Genomic DNA, 25,329 nt, shown 5'->3' with positions numbered 1-25,329 from the left:
GAGTCATCGCAACACAGGAGGCACTTCTATGATGAAACCTAACAACGATCAGGCCAATGGGAAGGATGATCTGAAAACATTGCCCCTGCCGGAAGTGGAGAAGAAATTGAAGTCGTCGCCGGGGGGTCTCAGTCAGGCGGAGGCACAAAAGCGACTGGCCCATTATGGACCCAATGAGATTGAGGAAAAGGCCATCAATCCGTTTCTGAAATTCCTGAGTTATTTTTGGGGTCCCATTCCGTGGATGATCGAAGCGGCAGTGATTCTCTCGGCAGTGGCACGGCATTGGCCGGATTTTTTCATTATCCTGGTTCTGCTTCTGACGAACGCTGTAGTCGGATTCTGGGAAGAACACCAGGCTGGCAACGCTATCGCCGCCCTGAAGGCCAAGCTGGCAAACACGGCCAGAGTGAAACGAGATGGGAATTGGTCCACCCAGGCAGCGCGGGAGTTGGTGCCTGGCGACGTGATCCGCATTCGTCTGGGCGACATTGTGCCGGCGGATGCCCGCCTGCTGGCAGGAGATCCGGTTGAAGTGGATCAGTCTGCATTAACAGGCGAGTCATTGCCCGCCGAGCGCAACCCTGGCGAGGCAGTGTTTTCGGGGTCCATTGTCCGCCAGGGTGAAAGCGACGCACTGGTCTATGGGACCGGTCGGAACACGTACTTCGGAAAAACAGCGCAACTGGTGCAGGAGGCCCATACGGTCAGTCACTTTCAACGCGCGGTGCTGAAAATCGGTAATTATCTGATCATCCTTGCGGTCAGCCTGGTGGCCGTGATCATTACGGTCGCGCTCTTCCGGGATGACCCCATCCTCACCACGCTGCAATTTGCCCTGGTGTTGACCGTGGCCGCAATTCCAGTGGCGATGCCGACGGTGTTATCGGTGACCATGGCTGTTGGTGCACGCCTGCTGGCGAAACAAGAGGCAATCGTGACCCGATTGGCGGCCATCGAGGAATTGGCCGGTGTAGACGTGCTGTGCTCGGACAAAACCGGCACGCTGACGCAGAACAAGCTGACGCTTGGTGATCCCTTCTGTGTCAACGATATCCCCGTCGATCAAGTCATCCTCAACGCCGCGCTGGCCTCACGTCCGGAGAATAAGGATACGATCGACCTGGCCGTACTGGGCGGCCTGAAAAACAATCAGGACTTGAATAGCTATCAGGTGATGCATTTTCAGCCGTTTGACCCGGTGCACAAACGCACAGAGGCCACCGTCAAAAGTGCGGATGGAAAGGCCTTCAAGGTGACCAAGGGCGCGCCGCAGGTGATCCTGGCCTTAGCGTCCAATTCCGCACAGGTGGCGCCTGCCGTCGACCAAGCGGTCAATGAATTCGCAGCTCGCGGATTCCGTTCCCTTGGTGTAGCCCGAGCTGATCAGGAAGGCCCATGGCAGTTTCTCGGCGTATTGCCATTATTTGATCCGCCCCGGGAGCAGGCACAAGCTACCATTGCCACGGCCCGGCAGATGGGCGTGAGCGTCAAGATGGTAACAGGCGATGCCCTGGCCATCGCCCGAGAAACCGCCGCAAAATTGGGATTAGGGACGAACATCCTCGATGCCGGCGGCTTCGGTGACACCAAACATCACGAAACGGGACCGTTGGCCGAATCTATTGAAAAAGCAGACGGTTTTGCCCAGGTGTTTCCGGAACACAAGTTTCACATCGTGGATGTCCTGCAGCAACGCGGCCACATCGTCGGCATGACGGGAGATGGGGTCAATGATGCTCCCGCGCTGAAAAAAGCCGACTGCGGTATTGCCGTGTCTGGCGCGACGGACGCCGCGCGCGCCGCGGCATCCATCGTGCTCATGACGCCCGGCCTGTCCGTTATTGTCGACGCGATCAAGGAAAGCCGGAAAATTTTTCAACGGATGAATAGCTACGCCATCTATCGGATTACCGAAACGATTCGTGTCCTGTTGCTCATGACACTCTCCATCCTGATATTCAACTTCTATCCGGTCACGGCGGTGATGATCGTGATGCTGGCATTACTGAACGACGGCGCCATTCTGTCCATTGCCTATGACAACGTGCACCACAAGGACAAGCCCGAGACCTGGAACATCCGCATGGTGCTTGGAATCGCGACGGTGCTGGGGGTGACGGGCGTGGTGGCATCGTTCGGGCTGTTTTATCTCGGCGAACGCGTTTTTGACCTGGACCGTGACTTCATACGATCGCTGCTTTACCTGAAGTTGTCCGTAGCGGGACATCTGACAATCTTCGTCACACGCACGCGCGGCCCATTCTGGTCCATCCGTCCTGCCCGGATTTTATGGGTAGCCGTGCTCGGCACGCAAATCGTGGCGACGCTGATTGCCGTGTATGGGTTGCTCATGACGCCCCTTGGCTGGGGCTGGGCGCTCTTCGTTTGGGGCTACGCACTGGTATGGTTCCTCCTGAACGACCGAGTAAAATTACTGGCCTATCGGGTATTCGATCCGGCTGCCTCGCCCCTACTGGGCAGAAAACCAATCGATGTGACACCCCGGGATCGCCCCGTTGACCTATGAACTTTATGAGCAGCGAAGGCCATGCTGATGAGGGCTGGGTTAAAGCGGAACGTGAGATTCATAATAAATAGGCGGGACGACGCGATAGTCCTTCTGTTTTTCGTCGCACAGGCATGTTTGCAGTGCCAGACCAGAGCCGCTGCACCACCAGAGGATCGTCGTAGAACACATCAATGTCGTGGGATTTCCCGAAATACTGCAAAGGTATTCTTTTTGTTGACTCACTGTAAACGACAACGCAAAGAGCATGAGTACTTCGAAGACACCAAGTCCCCCCAGCATATAGGGCTCAACACTCCTATGGTCGCGGCATAGACGTAGAGGCCGATAAACGCGGGGAAACGGATCTCCACATTCGGAGGCAATACACGACATAACGCGGCGACGGACAAGGTAATATCCACCGCGCCAAGCGAAAGTTGCTGCAGGGGTATCTGGCAAGTTGCAAGGTGATGGTCCAACTTTTTAATTGTAAGGACTGCGTTTGAATAGCAGTCCGGATCATATAGATACTTACACCGTGCAGAATATATAAACCCATCACCCCATTGAGAGGTAGGGAAATTCCGCCAGTCCAGCAAGTCTATCCGGCTCTACGGCTAAAGCCAGTCCGAGCGTGAAACCTACTCTGAACCCAAACGTCATCGCACAAAGTCCCTTCAAAGCCGCGTTTTCCAACCGCTGAGGCCCCAGCAGGGAAATAAATACAATAAAGGATAGAACCCACCCGAAATCAGCGACAGCCCAATATTGAGACTGAACGTGTAACTGATAACCGACTCGGGTCCCTTAAGAGAATAGGATAAGGATCGACCAGAATGACGAAGCGCCAACACATCATACCCGGTCAGGGCGAAGTAACTTCCACAGCCACAGACACTGGAAAGAAAAAGAAAGCATACGAGAAGTTCAGGGAAATGGCCAAGAACGTCTTTAAGATAAACCTCAGCCAGGATATGGTGGAGAGCGATCAGTGTCCTCCGAATAGAAAAGGTGCAGCCCGATAATAGCCTGCCATTGTTTCATTAATGAAAAACGAAAGGCATGGGCACAACCCTCTCGTTCAAAACCTGACAGTGGACCGTTCCTCCTGTCCCCCATACCATTTAAAAAGAAAGCACACCATAAAATTTGCGAAGTAATCGTTGGATATGGGATCCCAAAAACAGACGGGAAAATTGCAGTATGGTAGGTATTGGTAAAAGGGAAATTTTGCTCGTCTCAAACAGGTAACAACCCTCTAACCAAAAAAAGAGGGCTTCTTCGTCGAAGAAGCCCCCTTTATCAACCAGGATCTAACTTCAAAGACGGTTATACCTTAATGGTCAAATACAACGCCCCTTTTCCCCGATGGATAAAAATTAAAGCTGAGGCATTCTCCTGCAAGTGGGAAACCATCTTCAGGAAATCCTCCTCAGAACTGACTGGCTTACGATTGATTTCACTGATCACATCACCTTGAACCAGTCCTGCCCGTGCGGCATAACTTCCCGGAGCGACATCCATGACTACTACTCCGTGCACATTTTCTTCCACTCCTAGTTGCTCGGCCATGCCAGGGTTGAGATTCTGAACAGCCACCCCGGCGAGCGGTCCTTCCGTCGTGCCCATCTGGCCGGCTTGGGCCACTTGAACAGGCTTGTCTTGTTCACGGATCTCCGCCTTTAGGGTATGCTTTCGACCATCCCGGATCACCACCATCTTCACTTCCGTGCCGATAGTGGTCCTGATGACATGGTGCTGAAGACTACGCGGATCCAACACGGGTTTTCCCTGATATTCAACAATCACATCACCCCGCTTGAGGCCTGCCTTGTCCGCAGGACTTCCAGGAACAACATTCGTGACCAGCGCACCTTTGGATTGATCCAATTTAAACGAGTCTGCGAGATCCGTCGTGACGGCTTGTATACCGACGCCCAAAAATCCTCGTACCACTTTTCCGGTACTGACCAAACTGTCATACACCGGTTTGGCAAGATTGGTGGGAACCGCAAATCCCACGCCTTGGTACCCGCCGGATTGAGAAAAGATTGCGGTGTTAATTCCGACCAGTTGGCCTCGGGTATTCACCAACGCTCCACCGGAATTTCCCGGATTGATCGCCGCATCGGTCTGAATAAAATCTTCATACTGAGTGATGCCCATGCCTCCTCGACCTAATGCGCTGACAATCCCCAGCGTAACGGTGGAATTCAGTCCAAAAGGATTGCCGACCGCCAGGACATATTCTCCGACTCGAAGCTCGCCCGAATTTCCCCAGGGAACATACGGGAGATCCTCCCCCTCAATTTTAATGACGGCTAAGTCAGTCTGGGGATCAAGACCGATCACGTTTCCGGTGAATTCGCGATTATCCGGAAGGGTCACCATGATTTCCTTGGCCCCATCGACCACATGGTCATTGGTCAACACATAGCCATCACTAGAGATAATGACACCGGAACCGGCTCCCTGACCTTCCGGAGCAGGAGGCCCATCCGGCCTTTTCGGCATTCCTGGCATCTCCGGCATTCCTGGCAGACCGAAAAACTCTCTCATCGGATCAGACGGCATCCCCGACATGGGGACTGGCGCTTCTTTTCGAACCGTAATATTGACCACTGCGGGGGTTACCGCCTGGGCAATGTCCGCAAATCCTCCTTTATCCATGTTTGGGAGAGATCCCACCGATGCAGGATCTGCCGCCTGGGAAATGGCTGCTTGAGAATGAAACGGCATATTCCATGACCCGAGCAGGAGTATTCCAGCCAGGAAACCGATACCGGCCAGTCCCGCCTTCCGGGTATTCACTCTGGAAAAAAACAACGGCCATTGAAACCGCCAACCACGAGAACCACGATTGTTAATACCCATTGACATTCCTCCTTGATAGTTAGAAAGCCGACACTGAGATATTTCGTATCCGCATACTATCCATTCAGAATAAGATGAGGATTAACTGACTATTAATTTTGATTAATTTTCACACGATCCGCTGATGGGTCTGTCCCTATGGTGGCAGTCTCAAGGAATTCCGTTCGATAAGAGCAACTGGCACATCAACACAACAGGTAATCCTGAGTCACTTTTTCACGAAGAAATCAAATGCCGGCGGCCACGTCACCGCGAATCAACAAAAAGGCGCCTCTGCCCTCAGGTCATCCGGAGGCCGGGGTCACCCATTTTGCCGATTTGAACAACCAGGACAGGCCATGAAATTCGAGCTTGGACACATTCATAAGAAGCGCCGACATTTGCCTTTGAAGTTACCCGTGTATAGACAAAAACAGGCTCACGGTAGATTCCCAATGAATGGCGTGTCACAATAATAAAAGGGGGCAGACAGACTGTGGAATCCGGAAGGACAAGAGGACGGTCATTTCAGCATATGTGCCTTAATCTGCACACTGGTGCTCAGATGGCGTCAACGCCTATTCACATTTCAAAGGGACGGCTTGCCCAGAACAGGAGGACATCATGGAAGTATTGGCCCTACTGATCGCTATCGTCGCCTTAGTGATTGCGATCATGGCATTTCAACGAACCGGCGGGGGAATGCGCGATCTCCGTCGACAAATTGAAGACCTCACCGAAAAGTCCGAACAGGCGACCAAGGGGGCCCGCGACATGACCGCTGATGCTCTCAGTCGCCTGGAAACGTTTATTCGTGGACAGCAGAAGCCTTCTCCCGCGCAGCAGGAACCCCTGAAGGACGAACCTCTAACCACACAGCAAACCTCTGCTCCAACAGAACCGGAAAAACCAAAAGACGAACCTCCACCCACGGAACAGAAACCATGAGACCATGGGTCATCCCGACGACGGTATTTTTTCTAGGATTAGGCCTTGGCTTCAGTAGCCCGATGTTAGCCTCACGGTATTTGGATTCCTATCTCCCGGCTTTTTTAAAGAACGCCATGCATCCACTTGAGGGATCGGTGATACACAAACAGCGCCAAGAGGATCGATTACTGGTCACCATTACGACTCAAGACGGAAGCATTTTAGCCACTTTTCACCAACAGGTGCCTGAAATCGACCTCCTCATTGAGGAACGTGATCTGGTGACATTAGAGGTGCCGCAATACGAACCTTTTGTTCAGGACCCCAAATTGCTTCGGGTCACCAAACACAAGGAAATGAATCCTACCCTTGCGGCACCTCCGAATCCTTCCATTCCATCTGCACCGACAAAGGAACCCGGCTCAACGATTGATTACTCAGGACCTGTCCCCTAGACTTACGAGGAAGGACTGAGCGCGAGTTCGCCTTCACATGGACCAGGGTATTTTCCCTGTCTCATCAAAAAATAGAGGTGAAAGTGGTTTGGTCAACCGAAGCACGTCCGTGGAATAGGTCCATGTTTGGTATGCTGCAGGGTCTCCTGTTAGTGGGAATGCTGACCGCCTGCGGCGCCATGAATGCAATTCCCCCACCCGCATCTCCAACTGCAGTCCAACAATTCCTCATGGCTCAGGCTGTGGAGCGCAGCCTGCACGGAGAGAACATCATGCCCATACCCTTAACCTCTGGAGATTCCGTAAGCCTCGATATTTCTGGACTAAGCGTTGAGCAAGGATTGGCCGTTGCACAAGATTTTTTTAAGGGCGCAATTGAGGGGTGGCTGGGAGAAAGAGGGCTGAAAATCGTCATGGATCCTGCTAAATCAAAGTACCGGATCCACATCCTTGTTCAAAGTCTAGGAGTCGAGCAACGGTCCTCCTTGTTCGGAATACCTCCAATACAAAGCACGCTCCTCCCAATTGCCTTGCCCGAGATTGCGTTGTACGCTTCACAAAAATTGTCAGGATATACCCGATTCCGCCTGGATATTTTCGAATCAGCGACCGGACAATTTGTACGGTCCACTCCCTGGTTCCAAGGGGCAACCTACTTTAACGAATATACCATTTTGTTTTTTTTCGACTTCGAGTTTACTGATTTGATCGCTCCCTTCTAACCCGGTGCTTTAACATTTTCAACCAGGAACCTTCACACATCCCCGGCCTCTTTGGAAAAACAAGGAAGCATCGCTCAAAAAGTTTCAATGCCTGAGAAAAGCTCGTCTAAAAATTCCGTGAACCGCCGGAAACCCGTTTTACACTGATTTCTTCAGGAAGACTTTACCACCACATACAAATGGCGTGCGGAACGGACCAGCACAACCAGTACGGCTTGTTCTTTTTTAAGCCGTTTAAACCATGAAGAATAGTCCCTAACGGATTCCACGGGATGCTTATTCAATTCAATAATGACATCTCCTTCTATGATCCCCGCTAATTCAGCAGCACATCCTTCCTCAAGGAATGAGACCACCGCACCTTTGGTGACAGGATTCAGTCCATATTCCTGAATGGCCGCCTCATCGACATCGGCCACTTCCACCCCGGCAAGAGGATGTTCCACGCGAGGAAATCGAGTTCGGTGCGCCTGAGGGATTGGTGGTTGCTCGCGGATGATCGCTCTTACCTTACGTTCTTTTCCATTTTCGATCATACCCAGTTCAATCTGTTCTCCAATAGGGGCACGTGTCACTTGTTCCAACAACATTTGTCCATCTATCACGGTTTTACCCTGGTACTCAAGAATGACTTCTCCCCGGTGTATGCCGGCTTTATCGGCCGGCCCACCAGGAACCACATCGGTCACCAGGGCCCCTTCCCCGCTTTTCAGACCAAACCACGGTGCCAGTTCCGTCGTCATTTCCTGGACCCCCAGACCTAAATATCCTCTAACAATCTTGCCATGTTTAATCAATTCCTCTAATACAGGCCTTGCCAATGAAGAAGGCACAGCGAATCCCACTCCTTGATATCCTCCACTTTGCGAGGCTATGGCCGTATTTATGCCGACTAATTCTCCTCGAGTGTTCACCAACGCGCCGCCTGAATTTCCCGGATTAATTGCCGCATCGGTCTGAATGAAATCTTCAAATCGGGCTAACCCCATCCCTCCGCGATCAAGAGCGCTGACAATACCTAGCGTCACCGTTGAATTCAGACCAAACGGGTTGCCAATGGCCAATACATATTGGCCAACGGCCAAGGAGGCGGAATTGCCCCAGGGAATCACAGGAAGTTTGTCTGCCTGAATTTTGATAACCGCCAAATCCGTCTCGGGATCCGCTCCAACAACCTTGGCTGGAAATTCACGTGCATCAGGAAGAGTGACAAGGAGATCGCGGCTTTGGGCAATCACATGATTATTGGTCATAATATATCCGTCGGAAGACAGGATGACGCCTGATCCTGAACCCTTTTGACGTTTGGGAATACCCGGTGGCGCTTGGCCCTCACCAAAACCTCGAAACGGCAGTGGAATACCTCCTCCCCGGGATTCGACAATATCAACGGTTGCCGTGATATTCACCACAGCCGGAGTCACGGCCTGGGCCACGTCCGCAAATCCTCCTTGCTTGAACACCATTTCCCCCGTTCGTCCCAGTGAGGACTCTGAGGCCTCACCTGCCCATCCGGCACTTCTGTCCATACCGATACCCAACGAAACCACACTGCCACAACCAATCCACATCGCCAGAACTGAACTCAAGATATCTTTGAGCCTGGAAAAGTGACGCAAGGCATTGCATTTCTTATTACCCATTTTTATCCCCATGATCGGTTCTTGATGTATGGTCGGCGATTTGGAAAAAAATATGCGACTGACTAAAAACACAAATGTCTCTAGAGGTCCATCAGGCAGATTTTTCTCAGCTTACGTTCGCTGCCTCCGAAAGCTTCATTCAATGGCGGATCGAATATTTTATGGAAAAATGTGGAACCTTCCTCGAGAAACACGGCCACGAAAAAACCTGCGCGTGTTCCCGAGGAAGAGAGCCTGGTAGCCCGACGCTAGAAGGCGAGTGAGAATCTCTCAGAAGACTAATCTTTAGACAACTCCAGAATAATACCGGATTATATCTGAAACGGAGATCACACCGACAATCCTGTTACTTTCGGTGACCGCAAGATGCCTGGTCCCTTTTTCTTTCATGAGACGCACGGCTTCGACAATTGGATCACTGGTCTCAATCGTGACTAACGGTTCGCGCATGCAGGTTTTCACCGTGGTGGTCACGGGATCTGTTCCGGACGCGACAACCTCTCGAGTCAATTCCGTTTCGGTAATATACCCCAAATACTCATCTCCACTTTGAATTAACACCGACCCGATCTTCCATGTTTGAAGGCATTGTCCGGCTTCTTGCAAGGTGGCCTCAAGTGACACGGATCGCACAGTTTTTGCCATATAGTCGGAAACGGTCGGCCCGGATGCTTTCCGTTTCTTGGATACCTGCGAGAGGGAGGCTCGCCTGGCCTCAAGGTCCCCGATCGCGCTTTCCAGCACTCGCTGCCGTTGCCGGATCGTTTCCCTCTGTGAGTGGTGGGTGGTGCCTTCCGGTGCCTCTTCAGAAAGATTCATCAGCCCCGCTGCCTCTCCAAGTTGGGCATAATCATAGGTATCTAAGAGCGGAGAGGAACTGCCAAACGCATTCTCGAGAATCTCTTCTGTAGCGGAATCAAATTCGTTTAAAGCAACCATGGAAGGCTCATCTATCAGAAATTTTTTCAAGATTTCTAACTGTTGGCGTATCCGGGAAATATCCTGATCCAATGTTCCTACACGATCCGATTTAGACGTCTTCTGTGATCCCATAGAGCCTCCTTTCCACAATGACATAGGATAAAAATGAGAGCAAAAACGATACTACCCTACCATTAATTAGTAGGCAATCAGAAATTTTGTTTGATGGAAAAATGGCCCGCGAGGGGTGTGGGAGCGGGAGAGAGCGAACATGAAGAGGAGCCTGTCCACAACCCGATCAATGATCAGGCTTCCAATAAACTTGAAAGCAAGGTGGCAAGCCCCAAGAAACTGAAAAACCCGACCACATCGGTCACCGTGGTTAACACAATCGAGGAGGATTGGGCGGGATCCTGTTTGAGTGCCTTCAAGGCAATGGGAATGATCGCACCGGACAGCCCTGCAATGACCATCGAAATAATCATGGACAGACCGATGATGAAGACCAATCCCAATGACCGGCTCCATAATCCCACGGCGAGACATGCCGTGGCAGAAACAGCCAGGCCGTTTAAAAACGCGACATAGACTTCTTTCCCGCTGACTCTCAGCCATTGAGATGGTCGTATATCCCGCAGTGCCAATCCGCGAATGACCACGGCAAGGGATTGGGCCCCGGTATTGCCTGACTGCCCGGCCACAATCGGGAGTAAGACAGCCAGAGCGGTAAATTTCGCAATGGTCCCTTCAAACATTCCTACGACAAATGCGGCCAAGAATGCCGTGAGCAGATTCAGTTGTAACCACGGCAATCGTTTTCGGACCGAAAACCACACGGGGGAAAGCGCACGCTCATCCTTATTGGCTCCCACCATCGTCAGCAGGTCTGCACTCGCATCTTCCTGACTGGCCTTAATAATGGCTTCGTTCCGGACCACGCCTAAAAGCCGTTCGTCCAGATCCACAACCGGAATCGTAAAAAAATGCCGTTCCCCGAAGAGTTCGACAATCTCTTCACGCGACTCCAAAGGATGAATGGTGGGAAGATCCTGAACCATAACCGACTGCAATTTTTCTTCCGGATCCACCAGCAACAAATCACGGACGGAAATCCGGCCCACAAGCTTTTGGGTTCGATCAATGACATAGACATCATGGACATCTTTCTGGGCCCTGATCCGCACCTGTACCATGGCTTCCCGAACCGTGCTTTCCTCCTGCAACACAAAAAATTTGGGATCCATAATACGGCCGACGGATTCCTCCGGGTAGGTCATGTAGGACCGGATTTCCTGGGCATACCGTTCAGGAACTCTGAAAAGAATCGCCCGTTGCAGATCGTCGTCCAACCGTTGAAACAGGGAGGCCGCTAATGACGGCGAGAGATGCGGCACAACCTGCTTCAGCAAATCAGTGGGCATGATCGCCAACGTATCCGCAGCGACGGGAGGCGTGACACAGGCCAGAAGATTCGCCGCATTTTTCGGACTGGTTCCTTGCAAGACTCGCAGAATATCCTCTACCGGATACCCTTCCAGAATTCGTGCGGCTTCCTCATGATGGTTCTGAAAAAAAGCCTCGTTGAGGAGATGCCCCCTTCCCCGAACCTTCGAACCCCTCTGCGTGGTTAGATCCCTCACCCTATTTTGTTCCGTTCTTGTAGCGTTTCCGCCACATCGGTCATTAAGCGAATGCCGGTTAACGAATAGACTTCCCAAAGTTGCATGAGGGAATCGCTCACCGATCCCAACGGGGCCTTGCCTCCGACATCTTTCTCAATCCTGCGTAACATCCGATATCGCAAGGCTCCAAAAAATGTTCCCCATCGATCGACCACCGGCAAGGTATGAAACCGGCTCCATTCAGAGTGCTTGAGAATTTCCTCCAGATTGGCTTCTGCTGATAAGGTGATGATCTGGGTCTCCATCAATGTTCCGACTAAATGATCAGACCGATCAATCAGCAGCTGCCTCAATGTGAGGACACCTTCCAATTTACTATCGCGATCGATGACGTAGACATAGTACATGGCTTTCTGGCCATAGGTACGAATACGGTCGACGGCCTCTTCGACGGCGATATCAGGTGGGAGGGTAAACACCTGAGGATCCGCTAAACTTCCGGCCGTGTTGGGGGAATACCGCAAGGCACGGCGAAGGGTCGCCCCCATCGGATTATCTAACCGGTCCAACACGTCCTGGCGAACTGGTTCCTCAAATTGCCGAAGAACCCCGATCGCTGATGTGGCATTCATGGCGCCTAAGACACCTGCCCCAAGATCCTTTGAAAGCTCTTCGATGATTTTGGCCGTGGATACCGGCAAGCAATGCTCTAAGACACCGGCGATTTCTTCCCCAGGTAAGGCCTCCAGGAGCGAAGCCGCTTCATGAGGATCCAGCGATTCCAAATGACGGGCTGCCTCCACGGGATGCGCCTGCAAATACCCCAGAGTAAGCCGATGTTCAAGTTCCATATGCTAATGCTCGGGATGGGTAATGACGGCTGTTGATTCGGTAACCTGGGTCGCAGGAACGATGACCCGGCCCTCCCGGGTTTCCAACACGACAGAGATGGGGGTGACCGCAACCACGGTTCCTTGGTTCTCCCCAATTTTTACGGTCATGCCCACTCGAACCATTGACCCTAAATAATGAGCAGCAATGAGATTAGCCACAGCGGTCCGTGACCCCAATCCAAACGACAATGCCGCACCCCCGATCAATCCAGCTAAGAGGATAACAATGGTATTGTTCAGCAGTTCCGTATTAATCCCGAGTGCGTCAATGGCCGTCACCACAATTAACAATACGACCGCCACATAGACGGCCTGGGCCACCATCGTCCCGTGAGTAATTCCTGCCGAACTACACGTCATGGTAATCAACTCACGAACAAAATTCGCGGCGATTAAACCCAGAACCAGCACCAACACCGCAATCCCGACTTTGGGAATATAATAGGCAATACTCGTCAGAGCATCAGAGACCATCGTCAAACTGAGGGTGTCCGACGCTTGAATGAGAAAAACCAGGAAAATAATCCAAAAACCAATCAACCCTAAAATTTCAGAACTTTTCTGCTTGGTTCCTGATCGCTCCAATAAGGTTTGCACGGCGGTTCGACTCAGCAAGCGGTCAAACCCCATCAATTGCAACAAGCGGGTCACCACGACAGAAACCAGCCTGGCTAGCACATAACCAAGACCCAAGAGCATGCACGCCAAAATCAGGGTTGGCAAATAGGCAACAATTTGAGCCAGGCTCGCAGTAACCGCGTCGGTTAAGCCATCCACCCACCCGGCCATCGTCAACTTTTTCTCTTGCATATGAAGGATCGTCCTCTCTTCCGTATCGATCTAACTCAGACGAAACGCCCTGTTTTTCCCATCAGACCCAATGGGCATTGGACCATGCCAATCGTTGATCATAGTATCCTCCTACACAGCACGCAACTGACATTCCGGCAAGACACCGTATTTGACTCATGGGATAGCATCTGAGTATCCATCCTTCTATCAAAGCGCTTATGCAACCTATCCTCTGCCTATCTAGTGGTCACATCCGCCTTTCCGTCCCTCACGCTGCATCGCTTTGGCAAAGCCCAGGATGGCCGGATCATTGAGCCAAGCAGTCAATTCTCGACCAATCCGCACTCGCCAGGAAGGATAGACGGAATCCGGGGCTCCAGGGAGATTAGGCGTATCAAGCTCCCCCAACAAATCTTCAAGCTGCACGATGAGCAGACGCGAGGGTGTCCTTGCTAAATACCGGTACATGGCTTGAAGCATATCGTCCGAAAGGTTTGGGGGAATTGCCCCGGCAGAACAGAGGCCCTCCCGATGTAAGGCCTCCCATAATTGTTTCCGATCTTCCGCCCGCTGCCGCCGGTCCTGCTGGCAATCTTTTTTTCTGAGATAGACACTCCCTTCTTGCTTTATGATGATATCTCGTCCTGCCCAAAAACCTTTGAGGGTAGGAAGATCATGTGTCGTTGCGGCCACAAGCGCCTGCTCAGGATAGGCATGTGGCGGGGTCATCTCCCCCCTATTGCCTCGTTCAAAAAATAACAGACGATAGGATAGAAGCCCCGCGGCATCTAATTTTTCCCGAATGGCAGGGGTGACCGCACCCAGGTCCTCCCCAACCACCATCACTTTTCGTCGCACACTTTCTAGTGCCAGGACCGCCAAAATTTCATCCACGTAAGTTTTGACGTACACGCCATCCTTTCCTGTTCCCCCTTGGGGAACCCAGAACATCCGAAACAGCCCCAAGGCATGGTCGATCCTGAGGACACCTCCATGTCGCATATTTTGGCGTAAGGTTTCTCGAAGAAAGCGATACCCATCCTCCCGCAAACGAACGGGATTGGGAACAGCCAGTCCCCAACTTTGTCCATTGAGATTAAAGGAATCCGGCGGCGCGCCAACAGTAATGCCTGAGGCAAGCTGATCTTGAAAGACCCAGGCATCGGCTCCATCGGGATGAATGCCGACCGGTAAATCATGATACAAGCGGAACGCCAATGAATGTTTCTTCGCAACAAGATCGAGGTTCTGTAATTGCAACTCACACAACCATTGAACATATTGATAAAATTGAACCCGAGTGGCATGAGATCGTTGAAACACTTCCACATCCGGTGACTGGGGATGCCGAAAGGCGTTGGGCCAAGTGCGCCAAGCCACCGTTCCCAGGCGTTCCGTCAAGGCCTGAAATGTACAAAACATGGTTAGATGGGGGTGGAACCCGGACACAAATTTGGCAAATGCTCTTCCACGTGCCGTGCGGGACTTAGGCTGGAGATGTTGTCGTCGAAACACTCGGAATAGATCTTCGAGAACCGCCCACTTCAGTTTCCCTACGGCCTCATAATCGACCAGTGGACTCTCCCGAAACTGTTGGAGACGACGCTGGAATTTTGCGCTCTTGGCTTTCCGACGAAGACCTGCAGAAATCCGCCACTCCTCTACCCCCTCCAGGTTCAAGTACACGGGGCTCCAGAAGAGACGGCTGGACGGAGAATAGGGGCTGGCTAATCCCACTGCCGGAATATGAAGAGGATTGACCCCGATGGTGGCCACTCTCCAACGCGTCCCCGCCACTTTCATAATCTCTTCCAAATCTCGAAAATCCCCAATTCCCCAGTTTTTGTGTGACCGTAACCCATAGAGTTGGAGCGAAATCCCCCAAGCACGATTAGGTGAAGGGGGGAGATAACATTTCCTGGGTGCCACTATGAGGAGAGCCTGTCCTTCGACTGTTCGCTCTGCATGCAGGTTCACACAAACCGCAAGACGGAAGTAACCGAGTGTACATGTTCCGGAAAGAGGAACATGAACCCGGACATACCGCACACCACGGATCGTCTTCTCAGATATCACCTTGACCCTGGATCCGGGTATAGATAAGCGCCGGCTCCTCCCCTTCTCATCCGTCACCTGGATGACAAGGGAAACCTTCTCCAAACTGGAGCTCCCAAGGGGAAGGGACAGAGCCAACATGAAGGGAGCATCAGAAGGATAGCGCACCACAACTGCATCAATGACCTGAGTCCAGGTTCGGAAGTCCGCATGAGCAAGCGAGGCAAGAATTTCCTTCTTCGATGAAGCCTTCACCCCCATGCTTGCCAGGACTTGTTGGAGATGAGGCACCGAAACCTGTCGCTCAACACCTAAGCCATCAAAATAAAACGGGTCAATGCCATACTGCTGACCTAATTGCCAAATCAGCTTTGTGGCAGATTCATCTTTATGCATCGTTGTCATTCAAAAAAAATACACTTCTCGATGTCAGTTTTTGGGGAAATCGCTATTAACTATTCCTTATATCCTGTTTTGTGGTATCCGGCTCATGAGAGTGCCTTGCTGACGAACCACGCAACTACCGCATGACTGGTGTTCGCCGCCTCAGATCAAAAGATTTTTTCTCTCATTCCTTTCAACAGAGTCTCTCTCCCTTCACTCTGGTCTCTGGCTTCCGTTAAGGCTTTATCGTTGTAATTGTAAGGGAAGATCAATCTTGTGTCTTCTACAAACCTCATGCTAACTCTTGAAAATACCGATCTGAGAAATCGAAATTTGCCGCATACCCTAGCCCCTTGATTCCTTCCTGGGAACGTGTCCACCTACTCCCAGGAAAGAATCCTTTTCGTCCTTTCACAACACGGCGATAGCCTCGGAAACAGCTAAACCACGCCCAACAGTTTGGACGAAGAGCCAATATTCCTGTACAATAAGGCCATAAACGAGTCGGAATGGGGTCTCTCAAAGTCAGACAAGCATAGGAGCTGAGAAAGGAAACATGCCCCCAAAAACACCAGACGAGAAACCTAAGAAAAAACCGTCCACCACAAAAAAAACGACCCTTGAAGGCAAGACGGCAAAAAAAACCAGCAGCAAATCTGGGGGCTCAGCCACGACAAGGCGGCCGGTGTTGCCTCAGGCCATTCACAAGGAGCCTCAAGTCTCCTATCCCGGTCCCTCCATGGCACTATCCGAAGAATTGCGGGAACGTATTGCCCAACGCGCCTTTGAAATTCATCAGCGGCGCGGAGGCCAACATGGCAGTGATTGGGAAGACTGGCTTCAAGCCGAGCGTGAGATACTCTTGCAGCAGCCTCCGTTATCTTAGGAGACAATTGAAATCTTGATCCTTGAACATTTTTACCCACTCACTTTACCAATGGAGGATATCGCACATGGATAACGATACTCGCTATGTTTTGCTCGCTGGGCTTTCATTAATGGTCGGAGTGGTCCTCGGAACCGGCCTTGGTCTGTTGATGGCTCCCCAGTCGGGATCTCGAACCCGTCGTCAGCTAAAGAACATGATGGAAGACGCCAGCGAACGGGCCGGAGAGTTTGCAGAAGATGCCAAAGAAGCTGTCACCGGTATGGTAGAGCGTAGCAAGAAATACGTCGTCTAGTTGACTGATGCCAGAATTGCCGGCTTCCCGGTAAGACTTAGGTCTGGCTGACCGCTTGGCAGGCTTGTCTTATAGATGGGGGCGTCGTGGCTGGTTCATTCCCATGACCAAGCGTTAATCCATGGGGCCAGTGGACTGACAGCGATGACCACGTTGTCAGGATTTCGGGGTTCGGAACAAGGCAAGCCCCCGAGAAATTAAATGATAGGGTTGTCCCCCTTTCAATAATTTCGTATGCTTGGAACTCTTCTTATCAACCGGGACAGCGGTATCAAACTCCAACTCCCACCGTACCGACTTGGTGTGGGCAGGAAGGATGAATTCCACATCCTCATGATGGGCGTTTATCAATACTAAAAACGTCTCATCCACAATCGGTCGTCCGTGGCTATCTTTCTCTACAATGGCATCTCCTGCCAATCGTATTCCCAAGGTTCGAAGCCCCATCTGCCAATCTTCATGCGACATTTCTTTTCCATGCGATCCGAACCAGGCCACATCCTTCACTTCCGAATCTTCCACCCGGCGCCCTTGAAAAAACCTTCGCCGTTGAAACACCGGATGGGTTTTTTTTATGGCAATGAGCAGCTTCACAAATTCCAGCAATCCGAGTTGGGATCGCGTCAGGTTCCAATTCACCCAACTCAACTCGTTATCCTGGCAATAGGCGTTATTATTCCCCTGTTGTGTACGACCTAATTCATCCCCGCCACAGATCATCGGTACTCCCTGGGATAATAATAAGGTCGCGAAAAAATTCCGGACCTGCCGATCCCGCAATTCCTGAATCGCAGGATCATCAGTCGGGCCTTCCACACCACAATTCCAACTATCATTGTCATCGGTTCCATCCCGATTTCCTTCCTGATTGTTTTCATTATGCTTGTGGTCATACGACACCAAATCCTGGAGGGTAAATCCGTCATGAGCGGTCACGAAATTTATACTGGCATAGGGTTGCCGCCCGCTTTCTCCATAGAGATCGCTGCTCCCGGACCAACGATTGGCGATTTCCCCAAGCAACCCACCATCTCCCTTCCAATACCGGCGGATAGAATCACGGTATTTCCCATTCCACTCCGCCCACCCAGGAGGAAAATTTCCCACTTGGTAGCCGCCTTCCCCCAGATCCCAGGGTTCGGCAATCAGCTTCACCTGCGACAACACGGGATCCTGGTGAATGATGTCAAAAAAAGCGCTGAGCCGATCCACATCATGTAATTCCCGTGCGAGCGCGGATGCCAGATCAAACCGGAAACCATCCACATGCATATCATTCACCCAATACCGCAAACTGTCCATGATCAATTGTAAGGTCCGTGGATGTCGGACGTTCAGCGTATTTCCACAGCCGGTATAATCCATGTAATAGCGTGGATTGTCAGGAGACACACGATAATAGGAGGCGTTATCAATCCCCCGGAATGATAACGTCGGCCCGAAGTGATTCCCTTCTCCGGTATGGTTATAGACCACATCAAGGATGACTTCGATGCCGGAACTATGCAGTTTCCTGACCATGGATTTGAATTCATCGACCTTTTCTCCTCCACCGGGGAAAGCCGAATACCGGATATCCGGAGCAAAATACCCAATGGAATTATACCCCCAATAATTGGTGAGGCCCTTTTCTTTCAAATAGAGATCGTTCACAAAATGATGAACTGGCAACAATTCCACTGCGGTGATCCCGAGCGATTGCAAATATTCAAGAATCGGCGGAGACGCCAAGCCTGCATAGGTTCCCCGCAATGAATCAGGAACGTCCGGATGCCGCATCGTCATTCCCTTAACGTGGACTTCATAGATGACCGTCTGCTCCCAGGGAATATTCAAACGCTGGTCTCCTCCCCAGCTAAAGGCCTGGTCGACGACTACCCCTTTAGGAATGTTTGCCGCATTGTTCCGATCATCGTACGACAGGTCACCAGCCGGATCGCCAAGCCGGTAGCCAAACATGGAATCGGACCATCGCACCACACCCGTCAAAGATTTCGCATACGGATCAATGAGGAGCTTGGCAGGGTTAAACCGGTGCCCCGCCTCAGGATCATATGGCCCATGCACCCGGTATCCATAGAGCTGGCCCGGACGCACCTCAGGCAAATATACATGCCAAACTTGATCCGTTCGTTCCTCAATGGTGATCCGGTGGGTTTCCTGGTCCTGAAGTTCATTGTCAAACAGGCAAAGATCCACACCTGTTGCATTTTCCGAAAACAGCGCAAAATTGACCCCCTGCCCATCCCATGTGGCACCAAGCGGATATGATCGACCAGGCCAAATTCTCATAATATTCTACTCTCCTGGATGTGGGTTTCCGGATATCGGGAATAGCGGGGGACGATGATACAGCATATCTCAAAACGGGGCAAACCCCCATCAAACGCTTCTGGCGTTCCATATACAGCCCTCCATCTTTTTGTTAAGCTTTCCTTCATCCTATTGCCACCAGCCAACAATCTGTAGAAAAAAACCAGCAGGGAGGAAACAGATTTGAAAATACATAAGGCCGTAGGATGGCAATTAGAACTGGGAGCATCGTGTATCGACCCCTCTTCTGTCGAGTTTCGGGTATGGGCCCCCAAGGCCCAGTCGGTGGCCGTCAAAATCATCGGAAATACTGAAGGACCGACTCCCCTGCGCCATGAATCCTTTGGATATTGGAAAGGCACCGTGCAAAACCTTTCTCCAGGCACCCGCTATCACTATGTATTAAATCACACCATGGAACGCCCCGACCCGGCTTCCCGATCTCAACCGGCGGGCGTTCACGGCCCCTCAGAAATTATCAATCCTCTGGCATTTTCCTGGACGGATACAGATTGGCGTGGCCTGCCCCTTGACCAATACATCATCTACGAGCTCCATACCGGCACCTTTACACAGGACGGGACCTTTGATGCCATCATCAGCCGTCTGCCCTATTTGCGTGACCAGATTGGCATCACGGCCATTGAACTCTTGCCGGTGGCGCAATGCCCTGGATCCAGAAACTGGGGATACGATGGAACCTTCCTCTTTGCTCCGCAACACAACTATGGTGGCCCCGAAGGCCTCAAGCGATTGGTCAATGCCTGTCATGCAGCCGGCCTCGCGGTGATCATGGACGTGGTCTATAACCACCTGGGTCCGGAAGGGAATTACCTTGGTGACTTTGGTCCATACTTTACCGATACCTATAAAACCCCATGGGGGAGCGCCCTCAACTACGATGGACCCGATAGTGATCCTGTCAGACATTTTATGATCAGCAATGCAGTCTATTGGATTCATGAATACCACATCGATGCGTTACGCTTAGATGCGATTCACGGCATCTTCGACTTCAGCGCCAAACATCTTCTTCAGGACATTGGAGAAGCCGTCCATGCGGAAGGAGAACGACTCGGGCGCCAGGTGCAGGTCATTGCCGAAAGCGATCTGAATGATGTCCGCATCATTTCGCCTGTCTCACGGGGGGGATATGGACTGGACGGGCAATGGAGCGATGACTTTCATCATGCCCTGCATGCGCTGCTCACAAAAGAGCGTAAGGGCTACTATGAAGACTTTGGACAACTAAAAGACCTGAGTAAGGCCATACGGGAAGGCGTGGTCTATTCAGGACAATATTCTCCACATCGGCGACGGAAACATGGCAATTCTTTCAAGCCCTGCTCACCCACACAACTTGTGGTATGCGCCCAAAATCATGATCAAATCGGCAATCGCGCACAGGGAGACCGACTCAGTAGCTTGGTGAGCTTTGAAGCCCTCAAAATCGCCAATGCCACCGTACTTCTCTCACCGTATCTTCCTCTCTTATTTATGGGAGAAGAATACGGCGAAACTGCACCTTTTTTGTATTTCATCGACCACGGAGATCCTGCGTTAATTGAAGCCGTCCGGCAGGGGAGAACCAGGGAATTCGCAGCGTTCGGATGGACGGACATTCCCGATCCCTATGCTCAAGAGACCTTTGTTCGTTCCACCATGCATCCTTGTCTTGAGACCAACCCCCAACAACTCGCGCACACGCGGTGGTGCCAGGCATTGATTGACCTGCGCAAATCTATTCCTGCATTAGGCACAGGAGCGAAAGGCCACAGAATCCAGGTCGGGTCACATGCAAAAAGTCAATTGCTCATGATTCATCGCCGCGCTAAACAAGGCCCCGAGGCCCTGGTCCTCCTGGGTTTTCACCACAAGGCGTCCCTAGCGTTAGTAAAGCTTCCAAAAGGGAATTGGCAATCCCGTTTGGATAGTGGAACCTTCACCGCTGGCGATCAGAACGAACTCCTGGCTCCCTCCAATCTAACCGTTCAGAATGTGGAGCAGGTCTCTCTCAAGCTACCACCCTATCCCGCCTGGATTTTTCTGAAATCTGACTAGGTTCAGGCCAGGACCATTAAGACCGGGCATAAGGGTGAAGATCCTTCCTTCTCTGTCCGGGTGATAAAAATCGTTGCCGGCTCACCACCCCAACCGGCCTGAAATGGCGGGGGAAGCATAGACATTTCACAGAGATCTCGAAAATCTAAACAGGCTTAAAAAAGACTGCGGCTAAAGGCGGGAGGGTAATAACCACAGAAAACGGCTGGCCATGCCAAGGCATGCTTTCGGCCTGTACGCCTCCAGCATTCCCCATATTACTTCCACCGTACATCTCAGAGTCACTGTTTAAAAGCTCTCGATAATATCCGGCGGTCGGCACGCCCATTCGATAGGCTTCTCGAGGAACAGGGGTGAGGTTCAGGGCACAGACCACAATATCGGAAGGATCTTTAGCTCGCCTGAAATACGTGAGCGTCGAATGGTCACTGTCATGGAGATCGATCCACTGAAACCCCGTCCAATCATAATCGACTTGGTGGAACGCGGGTTGCGAGGCATATAATCGATTGAGATCAGCGACGTAACGCTGAAGACCCCGATGCCGATCGTACTCAAGCAGATGCCATTGCAGGCTATCATCATGATTCCATTCCCACCATTGGCCGATCTCGCAGCCCATGAATAACATTTTCTTTCCAGGATGGCCCCACATGTGTCCATACAACGCCCGCAAATTTGCAAATCGCTGCCATTCGTCACCTGGCATTTTATCAAGGAGCGATTTCTTGCCATGGACAACTTCATCATGAGAAAGCGGGAGGACGAAGTTTTCGGTAAATGCATAGACTAATCCGAAGGTCACGTTATGTTGATGATATCTCCGATAAATAGGATCCAGACTAAAATAATCCAGGGTATCGTGCATCCACCCCATGTTCCATTTAAAGGTAAATCCCAACCCTCCCACATAAGTCGGCCTCGAGACCCCCGGCCATGCGGTGGATTCTTCGGCAATCATCACAATACCGGGGTGTTCCTGGTGTGCCACGGCATTGAGCTCTTTCAAAAATTCCACTGCTTCAAGATTCTCTCTGCCCCCGAATTTATTGGGAATCCATTCGCCGGATTTTCTGGCATAATCGAGATAGAGCATTGATGCGACCGCGTCCACCCGAAGACCATCGATATGATACCGGTCAAACCAACTGAGTGCGCTATTGATCAGAAAGTTTTTAACTTCGGTCCGACCATAATTAAAAATCCGGCTATTCCATTCTGGATGATATCCAAGCCGCGGGTCCGAATGATCATATAAATGTGTCCCATCAAACCAGGCCAACCCATGAGGATCTTCGGGAAAGTGCGCCGGAGCCCAATCCATCAGGACCCCGATCCCAGCCTGATGGCAGGCGTCCACAAACGCCATAAACTCCGCAGGAGAACCAAACCGGCTTGTGGGTGCAAAATATCCGGTGGCCTGATACCCCCAGGACCCGTCAAAGGGATGTTCCGTCACCGGCATCAGCTCAATGTGGGTAAATCCCATGTCCTTCACATAGGGAATGAGGGTTTGCGCTAATTCTGAATAGGTCAACCATCGAGACCCTTCCTCTGGAACGCGTCTCCAGGACCCCAAATGCACCTCATAGATGGACCAAGGCTGAGCGAGAGGATTACATGTTTGCCTGGCTGCCATCCACTCTCCATCGCGCCACTCATACCCGGAAAGGTCACAAACAACAGAGGCCGTTTTGGGTCGTAATTCTGCTGAGGAGGCATACGGATCCGCTTTCAAAAAAGGCGCATCCCCATTTTGCGGTAAAATTTCGAATTTATATACCGCACCATCATGCATATCCGGAATAAATAACTCCCAAATTCCACCACCTCCGCGGCTTCTCATCGGATGCCGGCGCCCATCCCATTCATTGAAGTCTCCAACCACGCTGACCCGTTTGGCATTGGGTGCCCACACAGCAAAGTTCACCCCATGAATATTCTGATGGATGCAAACTTGCGCCCCAAGCTGTTCATAGGCTCTATAGAGTTTGCCCTCACCGAACAAATGCAAATCAAAATCCGAGATACGAGGAAGAAACGCATAGGGGTCATGGCGTTGACTGGATTTTCCCTGTCGATCGACAATGCGAAACTGGTAATCCGTGCCCAATGGCCTCTCCCATCGTGCTTCAAAAATTCCAGCAGGATGGACAAGCTTCATGGGAATGGGGCTATCGCCATTTGAACCGGGAAGCACCGCAACTTCGGCAGCCTCAGGCAGGAAAGCCCTGATGCAGATACCAGAAGATTCGGTTGATTCCCCACGATGAGGACCCAATGTGGAAAACGGATCCCATTCGGTGGCCGAAACCAGTCGTTGAAAACGATTTGAGAGCGTTGGCATTGCCAATAAGTCCTTTCTGTGTTAATTAACAACATCCTAACATAACAAAAGGGACTATGTATTCTGCACTGTTGGCGTTGCTGCTTTTGTTGTTCTTTGCAGTTGCCTTTTCGATACAAAACTCCGAGCCCGTCATTCTGAACTTTTTTGCCTGGACCTTTCAAGGGTCGCAGGCCCTCATATTGCTCACGGCTTTGGCGTTAGGAGTCGGCCTGACCGTACTGGCTGCATTGCCCGTCTATATAAAAAAAATCCGGCTGATCGCCAAGCAACAAAAAACGATTGCGACACTGGAACGCTCCGTCGCCGAATTCACCAATCCTCCGTCCAACACCTAAACCCCTATGAAGAGCCCTTCCAGACCTCGACGCAAAAAAATCATCGAACGGACGCCCCAGAAAATCCTGGCCATGATCATGGCCGGTGGAAAAGGGGAACGGCTCATGCCGTTAACGGAACAACGAAGTAAACCGTCCGTGCCGTTTGCCGGCACCTATCGTATTGTCGATTTTGTCCTCAGCAATTTTATTAATTCCGGCATCCAGTCCATGTATGTGCTGGTGCAATACCGCTCACAATCTTTGATTGAACACCTGAGAAGGGCGTGGCGTTTTGGCGGTACCAACCGTCAAAACTTTATTACGGTCGTCCCTCCCCAGATGAAGGGACGCGGCAAATGGTACGAAGGGACAGCCGATGCCGTCTATCAGAATATTAACCTCATTCATGACTTTGCGCCAGGATTGGTGGCGGTCTTCGGAGCCGATCATATTTACCGTATGGATGTTCGTCAGATGATTCAATTTCATCTTGACCAGGAAGCGGATGTGACCGTCGCGTCTCTTCCCGTTCCGATTCAAGCAGCAAAGGGATTCGGAATTGTCGAAGTCAATGCCGATCATCAAATTATTGGATTTGAGGAAAAGCCGGCCTCTCCCAAGCCCATGCCTGAAAATCCCGGGATGGCGTTTAGTTCGATGGGAAATTATATTTTTAACGCCGACATTCTTGTGAAAATCCTGGAACAAGATGCCAGTCAAGCCGGCACGCACGATTTTGGCCGGAACATTATTCCGTCGCTCATCAAATCTCACCGGGTCCTCGCTTATGACTTCATGGATAACGTGGTTCCCGGCATTCATCCCTACGAAGAATGGGGCTACTGGCGTGACGTCGGAACCCTGGAGGCCTATTGGCAAGCAAACATGGATATTCTGGGAGAGTCGCCGATCCTTGACTTACGAAATGTCAAATGGCCTATTCTGACCGATGCGTCGGTTGAACCCGTTGCCAGTTTAGTCCGATCCCATATGGATGATGCCATGGTCGGCCAGGGCAGCCTCGTCGTAGAGAGTACGGTAAAACGTTCCATCATTGGACGCAATGTCAGAATTGGAGAAGGCTGTACCATAGAAGAATCAATTATTCTTGACGGGACACTCATTGGATCCAATTGCCAACTCCACCGCTGTATCATTGACCGATTTAACATAATTTCGGCCGGAACCACACTAGGAGACAAACACGGACGAGACAGTCGGCGATCCACAACCGGGAAGCTCGGCCTCACTCTCATCCCTCGCGGGCAATCCTATGGCGGACGGGCCATCCATTCCTCACCCTCCTCTTTGACATAAAGGAGGGA

19 protein-coding genes are annotated in these 25,329 nt (G+C 51.4%); 9 read left to right on the top strand and 10 right to left on the bottom strand.

Translation table 11 applies throughout. The annotated features are described in order from the left end of the window. Positions 1-31: 31 nt before the first annotated feature. A complete protein-coding gene (locus H6750_13065) occupies positions 32-2,530 on the top strand; it encodes a plasma-membrane proton-efflux P-type ATPase (protein ID MCB9775235.1) in 2,499 nt (832 codons plus the stop codon). A gap of 39 nt (positions 2,531-2,569) precedes the next feature. On the opposite strand, the gene H6750_13060 is transcribed toward H6750_13065, so the two are convergent. Further along, entirely contained in the window at positions 2,570-2,812 is a 243-nt protein-coding gene (locus tag H6750_13060) for a hypothetical protein (protein MCB9775234.1), read from the bottom strand. Positions 2,813-3,841: 1,029 nt separating this feature from the next. Continuing rightward, positions 3,842-5,386, bottom strand: coding sequence for a DegQ family serine endoprotease (locus H6750_13055; GenBank protein ID MCB9775233.1), 1,545 nt, complete (start codon positions 5,384-5,386; stop codon positions 3,842-3,844). A 603-nt stretch (positions 5,387-5,989) separates the two neighbouring features. Here H6750_13055 and H6750_13050 point away from each other — a divergent pair. The 3 genes from H6750_13050 (at position 5,990) to H6750_13040 (ending at position 7,472) form a co-directional block, all read left to right on the top strand. Beyond that, positions 5,990-6,313, top strand: coding sequence for a hypothetical protein (locus tag H6750_13050; GenBank protein ID MCB9775232.1), 324 nt, complete (start codon positions 5,990-5,992; stop codon positions 6,311-6,313). Then, complete coding sequence (locus H6750_13045; GenBank protein ID MCB9775231.1) at positions 6,310-6,750, top strand: hypothetical protein; 441 nt, start codon at positions 6,310-6,312, stop codon at positions 6,748-6,750. Before H6750_13050 ends, H6750_13045 begins: the two co-directional genes overlap by 4 nt. Before the next feature lie 122 nt (positions 6,751-6,872). After that, positions 6,873-7,472 carry a hypothetical protein gene (locus H6750_13040; protein MCB9775230.1) on the top strand — a complete coding sequence of 200 codons (600 nt, stop codon included), beginning with the start codon at positions 6,873-6,875 and terminating at the stop codon, positions 7,470-7,472. 152 nt (positions 7,473-7,624) lie between these two features. Here H6750_13040 and H6750_13035 read toward each other — a convergent pair whose 3' ends face one another. The 6 genes from H6750_13035 to malQ form a co-directional block, all read right to left on the bottom strand. Further along, positions 7,625-9,115 (bottom strand): Do family serine endopeptidase, encoded by a 1,491-nt coding sequence (locus tag H6750_13035; protein ID MCB9775229.1) that lies wholly within the window; start codon positions 9,113-9,115, stop codon positions 7,625-7,627. A gap of 285 nt (positions 9,116-9,400) precedes the next feature. Next, complete coding sequence (locus H6750_13030; protein ID MCB9775228.1) at positions 9,401-10,168, bottom strand: CBS domain-containing protein; 768 nt, start codon at positions 10,166-10,168, stop codon at positions 9,401-9,403. A gap of 173 nt (positions 10,169-10,341) precedes the next feature. After that, positions 10,342-11,676 carry a magnesium transporter gene (gene mgtE / locus H6750_13025; protein MCB9775227.1) on the bottom strand — a complete coding sequence of 445 codons (1,335 nt, stop codon included), beginning with the start codon at positions 11,674-11,676 and terminating at the stop codon, positions 10,342-10,344. After that, on the bottom strand, positions 11,673-12,509 hold the full coding sequence (locus H6750_13020; GenBank protein ID MCB9775226.1) for a magnesium transporter: 837 nt from the start codon (positions 12,507-12,509) through the stop codon (positions 11,673-11,675). Before H6750_13020 ends, mgtE begins: the two co-directional genes overlap by 4 nt. A 3-nt stretch (positions 12,510-12,512) precedes the next feature. Beyond that, the gene (locus H6750_13015; GenBank protein ID MCB9775225.1) at positions 12,513-13,361 is read right to left on the bottom strand and encodes a mechanosensitive ion channel; all 849 of its coding nucleotides are present in this window, start codon (positions 13,359-13,361) and stop codon (positions 12,513-12,515) included. Between the two features lie 222 nt (positions 13,362-13,583). Beyond that, the gene (gene malQ / locus H6750_13010; protein ID MCB9775224.1) at positions 13,584-15,794 is read right to left on the bottom strand and encodes a 4-alpha-glucanotransferase; all 2,211 of its coding nucleotides are present in this window, start codon (positions 15,792-15,794) and stop codon (positions 13,584-13,586) included. A gap of 727 nt (positions 15,795-16,521) precedes the next feature. Here malQ and H6750_13005 point away from each other — a divergent pair. Both H6750_13005 and H6750_13000 read left to right on the top strand, forming a co-directional pair. Next, positions 16,522-16,668, top strand: a complete 147-nt coding sequence (locus H6750_13005) for a DUF2934 domain-containing protein (protein ID MCB9775223.1) — start codon at positions 16,522-16,524, stop codon at positions 16,666-16,668. Positions 16,669-16,735: 67 nt separating this feature from the next. Further along, positions 16,736-16,963, top strand: a complete 228-nt coding sequence (locus H6750_13000; protein MCB9775222.1) for a YtxH domain-containing protein — start codon at positions 16,736-16,738, stop codon at positions 16,961-16,963. 156 nt (positions 16,964-17,119) lie between these two features. Here H6750_13000 and glgX read toward each other — a convergent pair whose 3' ends face one another. Then, positions 17,120-19,255 (bottom strand): glycogen debranching protein GlgX, encoded by a 2,136-nt coding sequence (gene glgX, locus H6750_12995; GenBank protein MCB9775221.1) that lies wholly within the window; start codon positions 19,253-19,255, stop codon positions 17,120-17,122. A 210-nt stretch (positions 19,256-19,465) separates the two neighbouring features. On the opposite strand from glgX, the gene treZ reads away from it, so the two are divergent. Further along, the gene (gene treZ / locus H6750_12990) at positions 19,466-21,337 is read left to right on the top strand and encodes a malto-oligosyltrehalose trehalohydrolase (GenBank protein MCB9775220.1); all 1,872 of its coding nucleotides are present in this window, start codon (positions 19,466-19,468) and stop codon (positions 21,335-21,337) included. A gap of 145 nt (positions 21,338-21,482) precedes the next feature. On the opposite strand, the gene glgB is transcribed toward treZ, so the two are convergent. Next, positions 21,483-23,684, bottom strand: a complete 2,202-nt coding sequence (gene glgB / locus H6750_12985) for a 1,4-alpha-glucan branching protein GlgB (GenBank protein MCB9775219.1) — start codon at positions 23,682-23,684, stop codon at positions 21,483-21,485. 56 nt (positions 23,685-23,740) lie between these two features. On the opposite strand from glgB, the gene H6750_12980 reads away from it, so the two are divergent. Both H6750_12980 and glgC read left to right on the top strand, forming a co-directional pair. After that, positions 23,741-24,022, top strand: coding sequence for a LapA family protein (locus H6750_12980; GenBank protein MCB9775218.1), 282 nt, complete (start codon positions 23,741-23,743; stop codon positions 24,020-24,022). A gap of 6 nt (positions 24,023-24,028) precedes the next feature. Beyond that, entirely contained in the window at positions 24,029-25,321 is a 1,293-nt protein-coding gene (gene glgC, locus H6750_12975; GenBank protein MCB9775217.1) for a glucose-1-phosphate adenylyltransferase, read from the top strand. The last annotated feature ends 8 nt before the right edge of the window (positions 25,322-25,329 follow it).

This window comes from Nitrospiraceae bacterium, assembly GCA_020632595.1.
Classification (GTDB): Bacteria; Nitrospirota; Nitrospiria; order Nitrospirales; family UBA8639; genus Nitrospira_E.
This window is presented reverse-complemented; position numbering and strand designations above follow the sequence as displayed.

Coding starts and splice junctions, on each gene's coding strand:
- H6750_13065 (MCB9775235.1), top strand. CDS start 32: ATGAAACCTAACAACGATCAGGCCAATGGGAAGGATGATCTGAAAACA.
- H6750_13060 (MCB9775234.1), bottom strand. CDS start 2,812: ATGCTGGGGGGACTTGGTGTCTTCGAAGTACTCATGCTCTTTGCGTTG.
- H6750_13055 (MCB9775233.1), bottom strand. CDS start 5,386: ATGGGTATTAACAATCGTGGTTCTCGTGGTTGGCGGTTTCAATGGCCG.
- H6750_13050 (MCB9775232.1), top strand. CDS start 5,990: ATGGAAGTATTGGCCCTACTGATCGCTATCGTCGCCTTAGTGATTGCG.
- H6750_13045 (MCB9775231.1), top strand. CDS start 6,310: ATGAGACCATGGGTCATCCCGACGACGGTATTTTTTCTAGGATTAGGC.
- H6750_13040 (MCB9775230.1), top strand. CDS start 6,873: ATGTTTGGTATGCTGCAGGGTCTCCTGTTAGTGGGAATGCTGACCGCC.
- H6750_13035 (MCB9775229.1), bottom strand. CDS start 9,115: ATGGGTAATAAGAAATGCAATGCCTTGCGTCACTTTTCCAGGCTCAAA.
- H6750_13030 (MCB9775228.1), bottom strand. CDS start 10,168: ATGGGATCACAGAAGACGTCTAAATCGGATCGTGTAGGAACATTGGAT.
- H6750_13020 (MCB9775226.1), bottom strand. CDS start 12,509: ATGGAACTTGAACATCGGCTTACTCTGGGGTATTTGCAGGCGCATCCC.
- H6750_13015 (MCB9775225.1), bottom strand. CDS start 13,361: ATGCAAGAGAAAAAGTTGACGATGGCCGGGTGGGTGGATGGCTTAACC.
- malQ (MCB9775224.1), bottom strand. CDS start 15,794: ATGCATAAAGATGAATCTGCCACAAAGCTGATTTGGCAATTAGGTCAG.
- H6750_13005 (MCB9775223.1), top strand. CDS start 16,522: ATGGCACTATCCGAAGAATTGCGGGAACGTATTGCCCAACGCGCCTTT.
- H6750_13000 (MCB9775222.1), top strand. CDS start 16,736: ATGGATAACGATACTCGCTATGTTTTGCTCGCTGGGCTTTCATTAATG.
- glgX (MCB9775221.1), bottom strand. CDS start 19,255: ATGAGAATTTGGCCTGGTCGATCATATCCGCTTGGTGCCACATGGGAT.
- glgB (MCB9775219.1), bottom strand. CDS start 23,684: ATGCCAACGCTCTCAAATCGTTTTCAACGACTGGTTTCGGCCACCGAA.
- H6750_12980 (MCB9775218.1), top strand. CDS start 23,741: ATGTATTCTGCACTGTTGGCGTTGCTGCTTTTGTTGTTCTTTGCAGTT.
- glgC (MCB9775217.1), top strand. CDS start 24,029: ATGAAGAGCCCTTCCAGACCTCGACGCAAAAAAATCATCGAACGGACG.